This window comes from Pseudomonas sp. GW822-FHT03F04, from assembly GCF_058801405.1.
The window spans coordinates 396,728-413,972 of sequence record NZ_JBXANF010000004.1 but is presented as its reverse complement, the minus strand read 5'-3'; the positions used below and the strand labels follow the sequence as shown (position 1 = coordinate 413,972).

Genomic DNA, 17,245 nt, shown 5'->3' with positions numbered 1-17,245 from the left:
ACCATCAGGACTCAGGGAGATGCACCCATGCGCGTTCTAACCCCCCTTTGCAGTGCGGTTTTGCTGGCCATGGCTTGCACTTCTCAAGCCCAGGCCATGAACCTCACCGAAGCGATACAAAGCACCATCGCGACCCACCCGGAACTGGCTTCGCGCGTAGACGCCAAACTGTCGGCCGATGAACAGGTGAAAGTCGCCAAGGGCGGCTTCTATCCATCGGTGGATCTGAACGCCGCTTATGGGCGCGGTTACAGCGACAACACCAACACCCGGGCCCTTGGTAACCACCACACCGAAATTCTCAACTACACCCAGTCCGAGCTGCGTCTGCGGCAGATGCTGTTCGACGGTTTCAACACCGCCAACGAGGTCGAGCGCACCAAAGGCGTTTCCAATTCGCGCGCGTACTACGCGCAAGGCACCGCCCAGGACCTGGCCCTGCGCACCATCGAGGTCTATCTCGAAGTGCTCAAGCGCCGCGAACTGGTGACCCTGGCCAAGAACAACCTGCAGGCGCATTTGCGCGTCAATGACCAGATCGGCCTGCGCACCCAGCGCGGCATCGGCAGCACCGCCGACTCCGATCAGTCGGTCGCCCGTAAGGCGCTGGCGCAGAACAACCTCGACACCGCCGAAGTCGATCTGGCGGATGCCGAATCGAACTTCTACGCCGTGGTCGGGCGCATGCCCGATGAACTGGAAGCGCCGGCTTCGACCCGTGGTGAATTGCCCACCAGCCTGCCCGAAGCCCAGCAGAGCATGGTCGAGAACAACCCGTATCTGAAATCCGCCCAGGCCGACGTGCAATCGGCCGAGAGTCAGTACGAAGTCGCCAAGTCGCCGTTCTACCCGCGCTTCGATGCGGAAGCGGCGGTCGGCGCCAACAACAACGTGCAGGGCGACGAGGGCCACGACAATGAATGGCGCGTCGGCGTGGTGATGAACTACAACCTGTTCCGTGGCGGCAGCGACAAGGCGCGACTGGCCTCCGATGCGCACCAGATCAACCAGGCCATGGACATCCGCAACAACGCCCTGCGCCAGCTCAACGAGAACATTCACCTGGCCTGGAACGCCATGGTCAACGCCAAGAAGCAGACCCCGACCGCCCGCGAATACGCCGAAACCACCAAGCGTGTACGCGCCGCGTATCAGGATCAGTTCGGCCTCGGCCAACGTACCCTGCTCGACCTGCTCGACAGTGAAAACGAGCTGTACAACGCCAATCGCCGCTACACCGAAATCCGCTACACCGAGGAGTTTTCGATGTACCGCGTATTGGCGAACATGGGTCAGTTGCTGAGCAAGCAACGGGTGGTGCTGCCGGCCGACGCGATTGCCGCTGCCGAAGTGAAGAACGAGGCGCGCTTGCCCGAACTGAAGTAGTCCCGATGATGTAGCCAGGGAGCGATCAATATGACCAGCATGGAACCCGGTGTTTCCGGGGTCGATCCGCGGCTGAGCTTCGATGATCCGTTACTCGACGGTCTGTTGATCCTCTGCAAACTGCATGGCGCGACGGTCAGTCGCGCCAGCCTGAGTGCCGGGCTGCCCCTGGACAAACAACGCCTGAGCCTGGACCTGCTGCCCCGTGCGGCGGCCCGGGCCGGTTTGCAGGCGCGGCTGCTGCGTCGTGACCTCAAGGACATTTCCCCACTCAACCTGCCGGTGCTGTTGCTGTTGGGCAATAGCCGCACCGCCGTGCTGCGGCGTTTTGCCGATGACGGCAAAGCCCTGATTCTGCCCAGTGAAGCCGATGGCGGCGAACAGTGGGTCAGCCACGAAGAACTCACCGAACACTACACCGGCCAGGCCCTGTTCGCCCGGCCACGGCATGAACTGGAAGACCTGCGTTCACCGTTGGTGCCAAGGGTGCAAGCGTGGTTTCGCGACACCCTGAAGCTGTCGAAATGGCTGTACAGCGACGCGATCCTCGCCAGTTTCCTGATCAACTTGCTGGGCCTGATGGTGCCGCTGTTCGTCATGCAGACCTACGACCGCGTGGTGCCGAACCAGGCCACGTCGACCCTGTGGGTGCTGGCCATCGGATTGCTGATCGGCACCGGTTTCGAACTGGTGCTGCGGGTGGTGCGCGCGCACCTGCTGGACACCGCCGGCAAGAAGACCGACGTGATCCTTTCCGCGACTTTATTCGAGCGCATCACCGGCATGGCGATGAAGGCCCGGCCGGCGACCATCGGCGGTTTCGCCCAGAGCATTCACGACTTTCAAGGCCTGCGGGAGTTTCTCACCGCCGTGACCCTGACCAGCCTGATCGACCTGCCCTTCGTGGTGCTGATGCTGGTAGTGATCGGCCTGCTGGGCGGCTGGCTGGTGGTGATTCCGCTGCTGGCGTTTCCGATCACGATCGTGTTCGCGATGATCATTCAGGTTCGCCTGCGCGACACCGTGCAGAAAAGCCTGAGCCTCGGTGCCGAGCGTCAGGCATTGCTGATCGAAACCCTCGGCGGACTGGAAACCCTCAAGGCGTGCAGCGCCGAAAGCGAGCGCCAGCACAAGTGGGAAAGCACCCACGGCGCCCTCACCCGCCTTGACAGCCATGCGCGCAACCTCTCGGCGCTGGCCACCAACGGTACGCTGTTCATCCAGCAGTTCTCGGGGATGGCGACCATCGTCGCCGGGGTTTACAGCATCATTGCCGGCAACCTCAGCGTCGGTGCGCTGGTGGCCAGTTACATGCTCGGCAGCCGCGTGCTCGCGCCACTGGGCCAGATCGCCGGGTTGATCACCCGCTACCAGCAAGCGCAACTGACCATGAAAAGTACCGACGCCCTGATGTCTTTGCCCCAGGAGCGCGACGGCAAACAACGGCCGCTGGAGCGCACGCAATTGCAAGGCGCGCTGGACGCCAATGCGGTGACCTTCCATTACAACGGCCAGAACGCCCCGGCCCTGAGCAATATCAGTTTCAGCGTCAAGCCCGGCGAGCGGATCGGCATCATCGGTCGCAGCGGTTCCGGCAAAAGCACGCTGGCGCGACTGGTGATGGGTTTCTACGAACCGGAAGAAGGCCAATTGCTGCTCGACGGCCTCGACCTGCGGCAACTGGATGTCGCCGACCTGCGCCAGCAGATCGGTTATGTCGCCCATGATCTGCCACTGCTGGCCGGCAGCCTGCGTGACAACCTGACCCTCGGCGCCCGTTATGTCAGCGATTCGCGGATGCTCGAAGTCGCCGAACTGACCGGCGTCACCGAACTTGCCCGCCAGCACCCGCAAGGCTTCGACCGGCCGGTGGGCGAACGCGGGCAATTGCTTTCCGGCGGTCAACGCCAGGCAGTCCTGCTGGCGCGAGCGCTGTTGCTCGACCCGCCGATCATGCTGCTCGACGAACCCACCAGCGCCATGGACAACAGCAGCGAAGACGTCCTGCGCCAGAAACTTCACGGCTGGGTGCAGGGCAAAACCTTGCTGCTGGTCACGCACCGCACCTCGATGCTGAGCCTGGTGGACCGGTTGCTGGTGCTGGATAACGGCCGGATCGTCGCCGACGGTCCGAAAGAAGCGGTCATCGATGCACTGCGCAAGGGCCGGGTCGGCTCGGCGGCGGTCTAGGAGTTGCCCATGTCTGCTTCCTCATCGTCAAAACAGCGCGGTTACTTCGACAGTTTCGGCAAAAGCGCCGAAGCCGAATTCATGCCGGAAACTGCCGGCGCTTCGTTGCAGGATTCGCCGCGCTGGTCGCGCATCACCGTGTGGCTGGCGGCGGCACTGCTGATCAGCGCGCTGGTCTGGGCCAAATTCGCGGTGCTCGAAGAAGTGACCATGGGCGAAGGCAAGGCGATTCCGTCGAGCAAGGTCCAGGTGATCCAGAACCTCGAGGGCGGGATCGTCACCGAGATCTTTGTGCGTGAAGGACAAATGGTGAACAAGGGCGACACCCTGCTGCGCCTGGATGACACGCGGTTTCTGTCGAACAAGGGTGAGAGCGAGGCGGATCGTTATGCCCTGACCGCGCAGGTCGAACGCTTGTCCGCCGAAGCCGAAGGCCGGCCGTTCAAGCTCTCGGACGAGGTGATTGCCAAGGCTCCGCAAGTCGCCGAGGACGAGCGCTCGCTGTATGAACAACGGCAACGGCGGCTGGCCAGCGAACAGCGCACCCTCAGCGAACAACTGCGGCAGAAGACCCAGGAGCTGGCGGAGTTTCGTTCGAAACAGGGGCAATACAGCTCAAGCCTGGCGCTGTTGCAACAGGAAATGAACATGTCGGAACCACTGGTGAAAACCGGTGCGGTGTCGCCCGTGGAGATCCTCCGTCTACGTCGTAGCGCAGTGGAAATTCGTGGCTCGTTGAACGCCACGACCCTGGCCATTCCCCGGGCCGAATCGGCGATCAACGAGATCAAGAGCAAGATCGACGAATCGGAGCAGACCTTCCGCTCCGACGCGGCCAAGGACCTCAACCAGAAGCGCACCGACCTGTCGAAAATCACGGCGTCGAGCATCGCCATCGACGACCGCGTCAGCCGCACCACCGTGACCTCGCCGGTACACGGGGTGATCAAGCAGTTGAAGGTCAACACCATCGGCGGCGTGGTCCAGCCGGGCAGCGACATGGTGGAAATCGTGCCGCTGGAAGACAACCTGCTGATCGAAGCCAAGGTCCGTCCGCAGGACGTGGCGTTCCTGCATCCGGGCCAAAAAGCCATGGTCAAGTTCAGTGCCTACGACTACACGATCTACGGCGGACTCAGCGCCAAACTTGAGCTGATCGGTGCCGACACGATTACCGATGACAAGGGCAACAGTTTCTACCTGATCCAGGTGCGCACCGACAAAAACCATTTGGGCGGGGATGTGAAACCGCTGCTGATCATTCCGGGGATGGTGGCGACGGTGGACATCATCACCGGGGAGAAAAGTGTGCTGGATTACCTGCTCAAACCGGTGCTCAAGGCACGGACCGAGGCGATGCGTGAGCGGTAGTCGCACTCGTTCCCACGCAGTGGGAACGATCAGCCTCCGTGATTCTTTTGGAAGGTCTCCTCCCCCATCGCCGCAATCTGCCCCTCGATCAACGCCTCGAACGGCTTGAGCAACGGATCGAAAGAAGCCGGCGCTTCCAGGGTCTGCAACGCCTGAACGATCGCCTCGATAGTCGACAACGCACCCGGCCCCGGTGCCTTGCGCAACCGATACCGTGAGACCCCGCCCTCCGCCAAAGTCACGCGAGGCAATGCCGCCAGCAGCGGATTCAGATGCAACATCTTGCGCGCCTTGCGCCACGTGCCGTCCGGCACCACCAGCAACAACGGTTCATCGGGCGTAGCATAAGCCTGCATCGGCTGCGCATCGTCCGCCGGAAACAGCAACCGCGCCCGATACCCCGGCCGATTCAGCAGCGCAGACAGATCCTCGAACACTTCGCCGACGATCAGTTCGGCATTGTTCAAACCGAGCGCTGCCAGCCGTGCAGTGTTGAGCGCGTGATTGACCTCGCTCGGGTGCTGCAAGAGCAACACCCGAGTGCGGCTGTCGAGGCTGGGGATCAGCGGGCACAGGCAGTGGGTTTGTGGGCGCAGGCAGCGCGGGCATTGAGGTCTGGACATACTTCTTGTTCCTGAAAGCTAGGCCTGATTGAGCTGCGCTTTGAGCAGATCGCGAAAGGTCTGGATCAGCGGCTCGCGGCTGCGGCCACGGCGCATGATCATGGAAAACGGCGCCTGATAACCGAAGGTTGCCGGCAGCAGCACCCGCAGATCGCCCTTGTCGGCCCAGGCCTGGGCGTAGTGCTCCGGCAGGTAACCGATGTAAGCACCCGACAGCACCAGAATCAGCTGCGCTTCCATACTTTCCACAGTCGCGGCGCTGTGTTTGAAACCGTGACGCGCCAGTTCCGCCTGGCTCCAGTAGCCGCGCCCGACCATGCGTTGCTGGGTGATGACCTGCTCGGGAATCCGCCGTTCGTTGAACAACGGGTGACGGTTGCTGCAATACAGCCAGTGCTGCTCGCGGTACAGCGGCATATACACCAGACCGCTCATGCGCGTGGAGAACGCGCCGATGGCCAGATCGAGGCGGTTGTCCTGCACGCCAAGTTGCAGTTCGTAAGGGCTCATCACCGACAGGTGCAAATGCACCGCCGGGTGTTCCTGGCTGTAGGCGCCGATGGCTTCGGCGAACGGCAGGGCCTTGTCGCTGACGGTGGAGTCGATCACCCCGAGGTTGAGCGTACCGCGCAATTCGCCCTTGAGCGCCGCGGCGTATTGCTCGAAACCTTCGAGTTCGGCCAGCAGACGCAGGGTTTCCTGATGGAACAGCTCGCCTTTGCTGGTCAGGCTGAAACCACCGCGCCCGCGATGGCAAAGCACCAGACCGAGCGCGGCTTCGAGCTGGCTCATGTAGGTGCTGATCGCCGAGGTCGACAGGTTGAGTTCCTGCTGCGCGTTGGCAAACCCCTGATGGCGCACGACGCTGACGAAGATGCGCAAAAGTTTCAGGTCGGGTAAAGCGTTGGCCATGGGGACTCCACTGATCGGGCAACGAGCATGGGCGAGAAGTCTATCTCCAGCCATTCCATTAGTTTAGAAAAATCTGAACTAAGTATTTGCCCGTAGCGATTCTTTCGCCTCACTACATTTCGCAGAATCGGCCCCACAGCGGTGCCCGTGACCTTGCGAATGCGGCGCGCCGACATAAATAAAACAAAGACGATGAGGCCCTACCCGTGGACAAGATTCTTCACCAACCACTGGGCGGCAACGAAATGCCGCGCTTCGGCGGCATCGCCACCATGCTCCGACTCCCCCATGTACCGACCGCTGCCGGTCTGGACGCTGCCTTCGTTGGCGTGCCACTGGACATCGGTACTTCGCTGCGCCCCGGCACCCGCTTCGGGCCACGCGACATCCGCACCGAATCGGTGATGATCCGCCCGTACAACATGGCCACCGGCGCTGCGCCGTTCGACTCGCTGTCGGTTGCCGACATCGGTGACGTGGCGATCAACACCTTCAACCTGCTCGACGCCGTGCGCATCATCGAAGAAGCCTACGACAACATCCTCGAGCACAACGTCATCCCGATGACCCTGGGTGGCGACCACACCATCACCCTGCCGATCCTGCGTGCGATCCACAAAAAGCACGGCAAGGTCGGTCTGGTGCACATCGACGCTCACGCTGATGTGAACGATCACATGTTCGGCGAGAAGATCGCCCACGGCACGACCTTCCGTCGCGCCGTCGAAGAAGGCCTTCTGGACTGCGACCGTGTGGTGCAGATTGGTCTGCGGGCGCAGGGTTACACCGCTGACGACTTCAACTGGAGCCGCGATCAGGGCTTCCGCGTGGTGCAGGCCGAAGAGTGCTGGCACAAGTCGCTGGCACCGCTGATGGCCGAAGTGCGCGAGAAAGTCGGTGGCGGCCCGGTGTACCTGAGCTTCGACATCGACGGCATCGACCCGGCCTGGGCGCCTGGCACCGGCACCCCGGAAATCGGTGGTCTGACGACCATTCAGGCGATTGAAATCGTTCGCGGCTGCCAGGGCCTCGACCTGATCGGTTGCGATCTGGTAGAAGTCTCGCCCGCTTATGACACCACCGGCAACACCTCGCTGCTGGCCGCCAACCTGCTGTACGAAATGCTCTGCGTACTGCCGGGCGTCGTCCACCGCTGAGGGTCGGGTCATGAACGAACGTGATCAGGTTCTGAAAGCGGCCGCCGATCTGGTGTCTGCCTTCGCCCGCAACGATCGCGAAGCCTACTTCGGCGCGTTCAGCGCCGATGCAAGCTTCGTGTTCTACACCCTCGAACAGCCCCTGCTGTCGCGCGATGCCTATCAGGCGTTGTGGGACAGCTGGCGCGCCGAGGATGGCTTCGAGGTGCTGTCCTGCATCTCGAGCAACGCCTTCGTCAGCCTGCAGGGTGACGTGGCGATTTTCATCCATGACGTGGCCACCGAGCTGCGCATGCAAGGGGAGCAACACTTCAGCCAGGAGCGCGAGACGATTGTTTTCAGGAAACGAGCGTCGAGCCTAGAACAACAAGGCCATTGGCTGGCCTGCCACGAACATTTGTCCGCAATGCCGGAAGGGCTGCCATCCCCTTAGCCAAGACAGGTGACGCTCACGCACGATGAGCGCGCCTTTATGATCGGAGCAGATCATGAATAACAACAACAAAGACCAAAGCCTTACGCAGATTGAAACCCACGGGGTCGAACAGATCCCGGACAACGAACGCACCGCCGGTCCCGTGGATTTGTTCCGCATGATCTTTGGCGGCGCGAATACCTTTGCCACCGCCGTGCTCGGCAGTTTCCCGGTGCTGTTCGGCCTGTCCTTTCAGGCGGGCGTCTGGGCGATTGTCTCGGGCGTACTGCTCGGCTCGCTGATCCTCGCACCGATGGGCCTGTTCGGCCCGATCAATGGCACCAACAATGCGGTGTCGTCCGGTGCGCACTTCGGCGTGCACGGGCGGATCGTCGGTTCGTTCCTCTCGCTGTTGACCGCCATCGCCTTCTTCTCGCTCTCGGTGTGGAGTTCGGGGGATGCGTTGATTGGTGGTGCGAAACGCCTGATCGGCCTGCCGGAAACCGACCTGACTCTGGGTCTGGCCTACGGTCTGTTCGCGATTCTGGTGCTGACCGTGTGCATCTACGGCTTCCGCTTCCTGCTGTGGGTGAACAAGGTGGCGGTGTGGAGCGCGAGCCTGCTGTTCCTGCTGGGCATCTTCGCTTTCGCCGGTCCTTTCGATTCGCACTACGCCGGCACCGTCAGCCTCGGCCAGCCGGGCTTCTGGGCCGCGTTCATCGGCGCCGCGCTGGTAGCGATGAGCAACCCGATTTCCTTCGGCGCGTTCCTCGGCGACTGGGCCCGCTATATCCCGCGTGAAACCTCGCGTCCGCGGATCATGGCAGCGGTGATTTTCTCGCAGATCGCCACGTTCATTCCGTTCCTGTTCGGCCTGACCACCGCGACCATCGTAGCGATCCAGGCACCGGACTACATCGCGGCCAACAACTACGTCGGCGGCCTGCTGGCGGTATCGCCGAGCTGGTTCTTCCTGCCGGTGTGCCTGATTGCGGTGATCGGCGGCATGTCCACCGGCACCACGTCGCTGTATGGCACCGGGCTGGACATGTCCAGCGTGTTCCCTCGCCTGCTGTCGCGAGTAAAGGCGACGTTGCTGATCGGTGTGCTGTCGATTGCCTTCATCTTCATCGGGCGCTTCGCGGCAAACCTGGTGCAGAGCGTGTCGACCTTCGCCGTGCTGATCATCACCTGCACCACCCCATGGATGGTGATCATGATCATCGGCCTGGTGGTGCGTCGCGGCTTCTACTGCCCGGACGACCTGCAAGTGTTCACGCGCGGCGAGCAAGGCGGACGCTACTGGTTCAGCCACGGCTGGAACTGGCGCGGCCTGGGCGCGTGGATCCCGAGCGCGGCGGTCGGCCTGTGCTTCGTCAACCTGCCGGGGCAGTTCGTCGGCCCGCTGGGTGAACTGGCCGGCGGCATCGACATCAGCCTGCTGGTGACCCTCGGTCTGGCCTCGGTGATGTACCTGATGCTGCTGAGCCTGTTCCCGGAACCGGCGCTGGTCTACGGCCCGAAGGATCCCCGGAGCAAAGGCGCGCATGCGCCGGCTGAAGCGGCGCTGCGTCAGGCTGCCTGAATAAACGAATCGCCTGTGGGGGTCAGCCTTCTCCCACAGAGTTCCACCCCATAAAAAAGACAATCGGAGACACGCCATCATGGCTTTGGATTTATTCGTCGTCCTCATCTACGCCGCCGGCATGCTCTTGCTCGGCTACTTCGGCATGCGCAAGGCCAAGACCAACGAGGACTTCCTGGTTGCCGGGCGTAACCTCGGCCCGAGCCTGTACATGGGCACCATGGCTGCGACCGTTCTCGGTGGCGCGTCCACCGTCGGCACCGTCCGCCTGGGCTATGTGCACGGCATCTCCGGTTTCTGGCTGTGCGCGGCACTGGGTTGCGGCATCGTCGCGCTGAACCTGTTCCTGGCCAAGCCGCTGCTGAAACTGAAGATCTACACCGTTACCCAGGTGCTGGAAAAACGCTACAACCCGATGGCCCGCTCGGCGAGCGCGGCGATCATGCTGGCCTACGCGCTGATGATCGGCGTGACCTCGATCCTCGCCATCGGCACCGTGCTGCAAGTGCTGTTCGGCCTGCCGTTCTGGATCTCGGTACTGCTCGGCGGTGGCGTGGTAGTGGTGTACTCGGCCATCGGCGGGATGTGGTCGCTGACCCTGACCGACATCGTCCAGTTCATCATCAAGACTGTCGGCCTGATGTTCATCCTCCTGCCCATCTGCCTGTACCGCGTCGGCGGCTGGGACGAGCTGGTGCTGAAACTGCCGGCCACCGCCTTCAGCTTCACCACCATCGGCTGGGACACGATCATCACCTACTTCATGATCTACTTCTTCGGCATCCTGATCGGTCAGGACATCTGGCAACGGGTGTTCACCGTCAAGACCGCTAAAGTCGCTCAATACGCCGGCAGCATCGCGGGCATCTACTGCATTCTCTACGGCCTGGCCTGTGCCCTGATCGGCATGGCGGCGCACGTGCTGATCCCGGATCTGGACAACGTCAACAACGCCTTCGCCGCGATCGTCAAACTGTCGCTGCCGGACGGTATCCGTGGTCTGGTGATCGCCGCTGCCCTGGCCGCGATGATGTCCACCGCCAGCGCCGGCCTGCTCGCCGCTGCCACCACCCTGACCGAAGACCTGCTGCCGAAACTGCGTGGCGGCAAACAGTCGAGCCTGGGCATCAACCGCCTCTTCACTCTGCTGACCGGTGTCGTGGTGCTGGGTATCGCTCTGGTTGTGAACGACGTGATCAGCGCCCTGACCCTGGCCTACAACCTGCTGGTGGGCGGCATGCTGATCCCGCTGATCGGTGCAATCTTCTGGAAGCGCGCCACCACCGCCGGCGCCATCGCCAGCATGGGCACTGGTTTTGCCACCGCCTTGCTGTTCATGGTCAAGGACGGTCTGGACGCCAACACCCCGATCTACTACAGCCTGGCTGTGGGTCTGGTGAGTTTCGTGGTGGTCAGCCTGATGTCCCGCCGCCCAAACGTGGTGGCCAGCGCGATCTAAGCTGAAACATAACGACTTGATGCTTTCTTCGACGGGTGTGGCGTCGGTTGCCACACCCGTTTTTTTTCGTCTGGAGAAAATGCTTTATGAAGATTGTTTCTCGCGATCAGTGGTTCGAAGTGCAGCACCTGAGCGACGGCATTCGCCTGATTCACGAGCCGTACATCCGTCCCTTCTACCGCTGCAACCTCTGGCATGTTCAGGGGCGTGACAAGGATCTGCTGCTCGACAGCGGTTCCGGCCTGGTCAGCCTGCGCGAACAACTGCCGTGGCTGACCGAGCGGCCGCTGGTGGCGGTGGCCAGTCATTGCCACTTCGACCACATTGCCGGGCATCACGAATTTGCCGAACGGCTGGTACACCCTGCCGAGGCGGACATTCTGGCGGCGCCGGATGGCGAGAATGACTTGAGCCGTGCCTTCGTCGGCGACGACATGTTCGAAGCCCACCCGGATTGCCCGCTGTGCTACGCCGAATACCGGGTCAAGGCTGCGCCGGCCACCGGATTTGTCGAGGACGGCGATGTGCTGGACCTGGGCAATCGCACGCTGCAAGTGCTGCACACACCGGGGCATTCGCCGGGCGGGATCAGCCTCTATGAAGCGGCCAGCGAAACCCTGTTCAGCGGCGACATCATCTACGACGGGCCGTTGATTGAAGATGCCTACCACTCGAATCTTGAGGATTACGCCGCCAGCCTGCAGCGTTTGCAGGCTCTGAAGATCCGCACCGTGCATGGCGGGCATTTCGGCAGTTTTTCAGGGGAGCATCTGCGTTCGATGATTGACGAATGGTTGCGCCGGCACGCCTGAGGCCTGCTGTACTCCAGTCAGACCCACCACTTTTGAAAATCTGCCATGAGAAGAGCTGCCGTGCGTGCCGCTGTGCACAGGTTCATCAAGCGTCTGCTGGAAAACCGCGAATTCAATGACCGCACCAGCCTGGCGGAGCTGGGTCTGGAGAAGGCGGATATCGAGGATCTGATCTTCCATCTGGAAGATGAATTCGGACTGACGGCATTCACCGCCGAAGAAGATCACATGCTCAAGACCGCGAAAACCGCGAACGACTTGAGCCGGTTTCTGATCGAGATCGGGCGACACTGAAAAGCAAAAGATCGCAGTCTTCGTCAGCACCTGCACGGTTTCATGCAGGCGCTGACGAAGACTGCGATCTCTCTATCTTCAAATCCTTGTTATTCAGATCGGGGCATTAGCGCCGACGCTGCTGACGCCGACGCTGTTCGTCATCAGTGCGAATCGGGACCGGTTGCAGAGGCGGTTCGATCAAGCCGAGGGCAACACCCAAATCGTGCAGCCAGTTTTGAATTTTCTCTTTCATCGTCATGCCCCCTTCAGGGTGGTGCTGAGCGTCCGGAATTCTGAGGCCGCTTCGCACTGATAATAGTCCGAAGTCCTACGCAATGCTCGGTGAAATCCGCAATGATCTGTTACCAGATTGATCAGAATCCCTGACCGATCGCTCAAGCGATTTCCCGGGTGTCTTCGCCAGCCACGGGATAGAGCGCCTGCTGCTGTTCAATCCACGCATTGAGATTGGCGCCGACCATGCCCCGGCGCCACATGAGCCAGGTTGTCGCACTGGCAAACGGCTCGGCCAGCGGATGCACCGCGACACTTTCGCGGCCCGGCAGGCTGGCGAGCATCGACTCCGACATCAGCGCCACGCCGCTGCCGGCAATCACGCAAGCCAGCATCCCTTGATAAGACTCGATCTCCATCGCCCGGCCCATCGCCGCCTGATAGTGCGCGAACCACGACTCCAGCCGCGCACGGTAAGCGCAGCCATGGCGAAAGGTGAACACCGCCCGCCCCTCGACATCCTTGGCACTGCGTACCGGTGGGTGATCCGGCTCGCTGATCAGCACCAGCCGCTCATTGCACAGCGGCACCCCGTCGATCCCGGCCAGTTGCGGCGGGCCATCCACCAGCGCCGCATCGAGGCGCCCGGTGAGCAGGCCTTCCAGCAATTCGCCACTGGGCCCGGACTGCACCTGCAGATTCACCGCCGGATATCGCTTGTGATACCGCGCCAGCAACGCCGGCAAATGAATCGCGGCGGTGCTGTACAGAGTGCCGAGCACGAAATCTCCCGCCGGTTGCCCGCCCATCACCGCCGCACTGGCCTGATCGCGCAGGGCGAACAGTTTGCCGGTGTAGTCCAGCAGGACTTTTCCCGCGGGCGACAACTGCAAACGCTGACGCTCGCGGACGAACAGTTCGACGCCCAATTGCTCTTCGAGCTGTTTGAGCCGGGTCGACAGGTTCGACGGCACGCGGTGCAGGCGTTCGGCGGCGCGAGTGATCGAGCCCTCCTCCGCCACGGCCTGGAAGATCCGCAATTGGCTGAACTCCACAACCATTCTCCTGAACTGAACAAGTTACTCACTATTATTCAATTTTAAAGAAAGTCAATCAGTCCTAGCCTGACGGTCATTGAACCTCCAACGGAATCCAGACCATGTCGCCGCTGATTCGCTTATCCGCCAGTTTCATTGCCCTGATGATGGCCATGGGCATCGGGCGTTTCGCCCTTACACCGCAACTTCCCCACCTGATCAGCGAAGGGCAGATCGACCTGACCGCCGCCGGTCTGATTGCGGCAGCCAACTACCTCGGCTATCTGCTCGGCGCGATAGACGCGATGTTTTCTCGCCGGCCCGATCAGGTGCAACGGCGTCTGCACGGTGGCTTGTGGTTATGCGTGCTGCTGACGCTGGCGTCGTTCTGGGCCAATGGTTTCTGGTCGCATCTGCTGCTGCGCTTCGGCACTGGCGTGGCGAGCGCGTGGGTGCTGGTGATGATCACCGCACTGAGTCAACCGCTGGCTGCGGCGGCGGGTCGTCCGAGATTGGGAGCGCTGGTATTTGCCGGACCGGGTCTTGGGATTTTTCTGACGGGGTTGCTGGCGCTGTTCTCACATCTGGCGCAGCAGACTTCCGCCACCCTGTGGCTGATCTATGCCGCCGTGGCACTGGTGATGTTGCTGGGAATCGTGCGGATCCTGCCGCAACCGGGCGTCGGCGCAACCGTCACACCTTCCGCCGTCAATCATTCGAATCGCGGCATTGCGCGGTTGGCGGTGGTGTATGCCTTGTACGGCGTGGGCTACATCATCCCGGCCACGTTCCTGTCGCAGATGGCCAACGCGCAGTTTCACGGGCAATGGCAGGCCGATCTGTTCTGGCCGTGCTTCGGCCTTGGCGCCGCAATCGGTGTGTTGCTGGTGAGTTTGCGTCGGCATGATCCGGACACCACCCGTCACTGGTTGATGGCGACGTTGTGGCTGCAGGCCGCCGGGGTGTTTGCCTGCCTGTTGGGCAGCGGCCTCGGTCTGGCTTTGGGCGTGATCCTGTGCGGCACGCCGTTCCTGGCCTGCATGCAACTGGTGATGCAACGCTCCCGGGAAATGGCGCCCCACGCCACCCAGCGCAACGCCGGTCTGCTTACCGCGTGCTTCGCCGTCGGTCAGCTTAGCGGGCCGCTGCTGGCGGCGGTCAGCAGCCACTTCAGCGGCGGCCTGCAACCGGCGCTGGTGATCGCCGGCAGCGGGCTGCTGATTGCCGGTGGCCTGGCGTGGAAACCGCTTACGACTGGCCGAGCGCTTTGCGCAAACGCCGACGCACCCACTGTTCCGCGCTGACGAAGGTGATGCCGAGCAACACCAGCACGGCACCGATGATGAAGTTCATGCTCAGCTTTTCACCGAGCAACACCACGCCGAACGTGACGCCGAACAACGGCGTCATGAAGGAAAACACTGCCAGATTGGCCGCCAGATAACGGCGCAGCAGCCAGAACCAGGTCAGGTAACTGAAGAACGACACCACCAGGCCCTGGAACAGCACGCTGCCCACCGCCACGACGGTCAGGCTGACGTGGGTGATCTGGCCGCTGAGCAGTGCGATCAACAGCAGGCCGACGAAGCCGACAATCAGTTGATAAAAAAGCGTCAACGTCACCGGCGCTTCCGACAGGCGCGAGGCACGCACCACCACGGTGGTCGCGCCCCAACTGGCCCCGGCCAGCACGCCGAGAGCATCGCCCAGCAGCATGCGGTGATCGAGGTTGTCCCACGACACGCCGCCGGCAAACGCCACAGCGATCCCGACGAACGCCATGAAAATCCCCAGCCATTGCACCGGTCGCAGACGCTCGCTGGGCAACAGGAAATGCACACCCAGCGCGGTGAAGATCGGTGCGGTGTAAAGGAACACCGACATGTGCGCGGCCGTGGTCAACTGCAAGCCTTCGGAGATAAACAGGAACTCCAGACCGAACAAGGCACCGGCCAGCAAGCCGCCGCGCCATGTAGCACCGACCTGATCCCAGCCACCCTTCCAGCAAATGAGCAGTCCTACCAGCAACGCGGAAATCCCCGACCGCCCCGCCGCCTGCATCACCGGCGCGATATCGGTCGCCGCCCACTTGATCATCACCTGCTGCACGCCCCAGATCAGGCACAGGCCAACCATCACTTGCAGGGCAAACCCGTCGGCACTGCGCCGACTGACGCTCACCGCAACACCTCGAACACACACAACATGGCAGTTTTTCCAAAGGTCAAAACAAAGCCCCGGCTCTTCGTCCGGGGCGAAAAATGATGCGTGGATTATTAACCAGCCAGCCAGAAAAAGCCGTCTGGAAGAGACATTTCATGCTCCTCAAACGTCAGCGGTGAAGGGCTGATCTGCCAAAGCGGCTGGCCACGACAAATCCGACCGAACAGGCCAGCGCCGTGGCAAACGTCCCCCATGCCCAATCCATCAATGTCACCTGCACCGACCAGCCGCGCAACGTCGCCCAATTGGTCAGGTCATAAGTGCCATAAGCGACCAGCCCGAGCAGCGCGCCCATGCGGGCGGCTCGCTGCCAGCTCACTGCCGGCGACACCACAAACGCCACACAGCCGAAAACGTACAGGCAATAAAAAACCGCTGCTGGCACCAGCAACGGTTTTTCGAGCATCAGCGAACCGAGCAGTTCGCGATAGGTCGGCGCCATCAGCACGCCGAGCCAGACGCCGTCGAGCAGAAGAAACGTCAGCAGCGTGGCGACGTAGGCAATCAACGCTTTTTTCATCTGCCCGACCTCAAGTGAGCCCATGCAACATGGGCCACGTCAGGCTCAGGTTAGTTCAATGCGATCGGCATGAATGACGATCTTGCCTTCCTTGTACAACGAACCGATGGCCTTCTTGAAGTTGCCCTTGCTGACACCGAACAGGCTGCTGATCAGCGCCGGGTCGCTCTTGTCGCTGACGGCCAGGGTGCCATCGTTTTCGCGCAACTTGGCGAGGATCTTCGAATTCAGGCTGCTGGCCGCTTCCTGACCCACCGGTTGCAGGCTCAGGCTGATCTTGCCGTCGGCACGCACTTCCTTGATGAAACCTTTCTCGCGCATGCCGGAACGCATGAACTTGAAGATTTCGTTCTTGTGAATCAAACCCCAGTGCTTGTTGTTGATGACAGCCTTGAAACCCATGTCGGTGGATTCGGCCACCAGCAGATCAACTTCCTGGCCCACGCTGTAGTTGGCCGGGGTCTTGTCGAGGTAGCGATCAAGACGCGCGGTGGCGGTGATGCGGCGGGTGTGTTTGTCGAGGTAGACATGCACCACGCAGTACTCGCTGGCGGTCATCTGGCGTTTTTCTTCGGAATAAGGCAGCAGCAGATCCTTCGGCAGGCCCCAATCGAGGAACACACCGATGCTGTTGACTTCAACAACTTTCAAACTGGCAAATTCACCGACCTGAACTTTTGGTTTTTCAGTGGTGGCAATAAGTTTGTCATCGCTGTCCAGATAAATGAAAACATTGAGCCAGTCTTCATCTTCGCTGGGAATATCTTTAGGGATATAACGGTTGGGCAAAAGAATTTCGCCGTCGGCACCGCCGTCCAGATATAAACCGAAGTTAGTGTGTTTAACCACTTGCAAACTGTTGTAGCGCCCGACTAAAGCCATTTCCAATACCCTCATTGCGTGGGCGGCATTCTACCCGGTTTTGCCGGGTTCGTTGGCCGGCAGATCCTCCCGCCGACGGAAATTTGCGCGAAGCCTTGATTTTCCTTGGTTTGCCGCCGAGCGGGCGCCACTCGTCAGACTACCTGGAGGACTCCCCGGCGCG

Annotated in this window: 17 protein-coding genes; 10 read left to right on the top strand and 7 right to left on the bottom strand. The window is 61.6% G+C overall.

Annotated features, from left to right (window positions below; genetic code table 11):
* The first annotated feature begins 27 nt into the window (after nucleotides 1-27).
* From AC1RMX_RS11640 to AC1RMX_RS11630, 3 genes are read left to right on the top strand one after another with little or no spacing between them, the layout of a single operon-like run.
* Complete coding sequence (locus AC1RMX_RS11640; protein ID WP_096819329.1) at nucleotides 28-1,386, top strand: TolC family outer membrane protein; 1,359 nt, start codon at nucleotides 28-30, stop codon at nucleotides 1,384-1,386.
* Between the two features lie 30 nt (nucleotides 1,387-1,416).
* On the top strand, nucleotides 1,417-3,576 hold the full coding sequence (locus AC1RMX_RS11635) for a type I secretion system permease/ATPase (RefSeq protein WP_493071939.1): 2,160 nt from the start codon (nucleotides 1,417-1,419) through the stop codon (nucleotides 3,574-3,576).
* 9 nt (nucleotides 3,577-3,585) lie between these two features.
* A complete protein-coding gene (locus tag AC1RMX_RS11630) occupies nucleotides 3,586-4,947 on the top strand; it encodes an HlyD family type I secretion periplasmic adaptor subunit (RefSeq protein WP_096819331.1) in 1,362 nt (453 codons plus the stop codon).
* 29 nt (nucleotides 4,948-4,976) lie between these two features.
* On the opposite strand, the gene AC1RMX_RS11625 is transcribed toward AC1RMX_RS11630, so the two are convergent.
* Nucleotides 4,977-5,570, bottom strand: a complete 594-nt coding sequence (locus tag AC1RMX_RS11625) for a tRNA-uridine aminocarboxypropyltransferase (protein WP_493071937.1) — start codon at nucleotides 5,568-5,570, stop codon at nucleotides 4,977-4,979.
* A gap of 18 nt (nucleotides 5,571-5,588) precedes the next feature.
* The gene (locus tag AC1RMX_RS11620) at nucleotides 5,589-6,482 is read right to left on the bottom strand and encodes a LysR family transcriptional regulator (RefSeq protein WP_039772530.1); all 894 of its coding nucleotides are present in this window, start codon (nucleotides 6,480-6,482) and stop codon (nucleotides 5,589-5,591) included.
* Nucleotides 6,483-6,688: 206 nt separating this feature from the next.
* Here AC1RMX_RS11620 and speB point away from each other — a divergent pair, with 206 nt between their 5' ends.
* From speB to AC1RMX_RS11590, 6 genes are all read left to right on the top strand, one after another.
* Entirely contained in the window at nucleotides 6,689-7,639 is a 951-nt protein-coding gene (gene speB, locus AC1RMX_RS11615; protein ID WP_003222717.1) for an agmatinase, read from the top strand.
* A gap of 10 nt (nucleotides 7,640-7,649) precedes the next feature.
* Nucleotides 7,650-8,072 carry a YybH family protein gene (locus tag AC1RMX_RS11610; RefSeq protein WP_493071935.1) on the top strand — a complete coding sequence of 141 codons (423 nt, stop codon included), beginning with the start codon at nucleotides 7,650-7,652 and terminating at the stop codon, nucleotides 8,070-8,072.
* Nucleotides 8,073-8,127: 55 nt separating this feature from the next.
* Nucleotides 8,128-9,639 (top strand): purine-cytosine permease family protein, encoded by a 1,512-nt coding sequence (locus tag AC1RMX_RS11605; protein WP_493071933.1) that lies wholly within the window; start codon nucleotides 8,128-8,130, stop codon nucleotides 9,637-9,639.
* Nucleotides 9,640-9,718: 79 nt separating this feature from the next.
* Complete coding sequence (locus AC1RMX_RS11600; protein WP_096819335.1) at nucleotides 9,719-11,098, top strand: sodium:solute symporter family protein; 1,380 nt, start codon at nucleotides 9,719-9,721, stop codon at nucleotides 11,096-11,098.
* A gap of 86 nt (nucleotides 11,099-11,184) precedes the next feature.
* A complete protein-coding gene (locus AC1RMX_RS11595; RefSeq protein WP_096819336.1) occupies nucleotides 11,185-11,910 on the top strand; it encodes an MBL fold metallo-hydrolase in 726 nt (241 codons plus the stop codon).
* 45 nt (nucleotides 11,911-11,955) lie between these two features.
* The gene (locus tag AC1RMX_RS11590) at nucleotides 11,956-12,204 is read left to right on the top strand and encodes a phosphopantetheine-containing protein (RefSeq protein WP_096819337.1); all 249 of its coding nucleotides are present in this window, start codon (nucleotides 11,956-11,958) and stop codon (nucleotides 12,202-12,204) included.
* A 106-nt stretch (nucleotides 12,205-12,310) separates the two neighbouring features.
* Here AC1RMX_RS11590 and AC1RMX_RS11585 read toward each other — a convergent pair whose 3' ends face one another.
* Nucleotides 12,311-12,439: a PA1414 family protein gene (locus AC1RMX_RS11585; RefSeq protein WP_007914492.1), complete on the bottom strand. Its 129-nt coding sequence runs from the start codon at nucleotides 12,437-12,439 to the stop codon at nucleotides 12,311-12,313.
* A gap of 142 nt (nucleotides 12,440-12,581) precedes the next feature.
* Entirely contained in the window at nucleotides 12,582-13,475 is an 894-nt protein-coding gene (gene ptrR / locus AC1RMX_RS11580) for a putrescine utilization regulator PtrR (RefSeq protein ID WP_096819670.1), read from the bottom strand.
* Between the two features lie 104 nt (nucleotides 13,476-13,579).
* Between ptrR and AC1RMX_RS11575 the strand changes: the two genes are divergently transcribed.
* Nucleotides 13,580-14,761, top strand: a complete 1,182-nt coding sequence (locus AC1RMX_RS11575; RefSeq protein WP_493071931.1) for an MFS transporter — start codon at nucleotides 13,580-13,582, stop codon at nucleotides 14,759-14,761.
* Here the strand turns inward: AC1RMX_RS11575 and AC1RMX_RS11570 are convergent.
* The 3 genes from AC1RMX_RS11570 to AC1RMX_RS11560 all read right to left on the bottom strand — a co-directional run bounded on the left by AC1RMX_RS11570 (nucleotide 14,706) and on the right by AC1RMX_RS11560 (nucleotide 17,082).
* A complete protein-coding gene (locus AC1RMX_RS11570; protein ID WP_096819339.1) occupies nucleotides 14,706-15,638 on the bottom strand; it encodes a DMT family transporter in 933 nt (310 codons plus the stop codon). The two genes, AC1RMX_RS11575 and AC1RMX_RS11570, sit on opposite strands and share 56 nt — an antisense overlap.
* A 151-nt stretch (nucleotides 15,639-15,789) precedes the next feature.
* A complete protein-coding gene (locus AC1RMX_RS11565; protein ID WP_493071928.1) occupies nucleotides 15,790-16,200 on the bottom strand; it encodes a DUF2177 family protein in 411 nt (136 codons plus the stop codon).
* 45 nt (nucleotides 16,201-16,245) lie between these two features.
* Nucleotides 16,246-17,082 (bottom strand): CvfB family protein, encoded by an 837-nt coding sequence (locus AC1RMX_RS11560; RefSeq protein ID WP_493071926.1) that lies wholly within the window; start codon nucleotides 17,080-17,082, stop codon nucleotides 16,246-16,248.
* Nucleotides 17,083-17,245 lie beyond the last annotated feature (163 nt).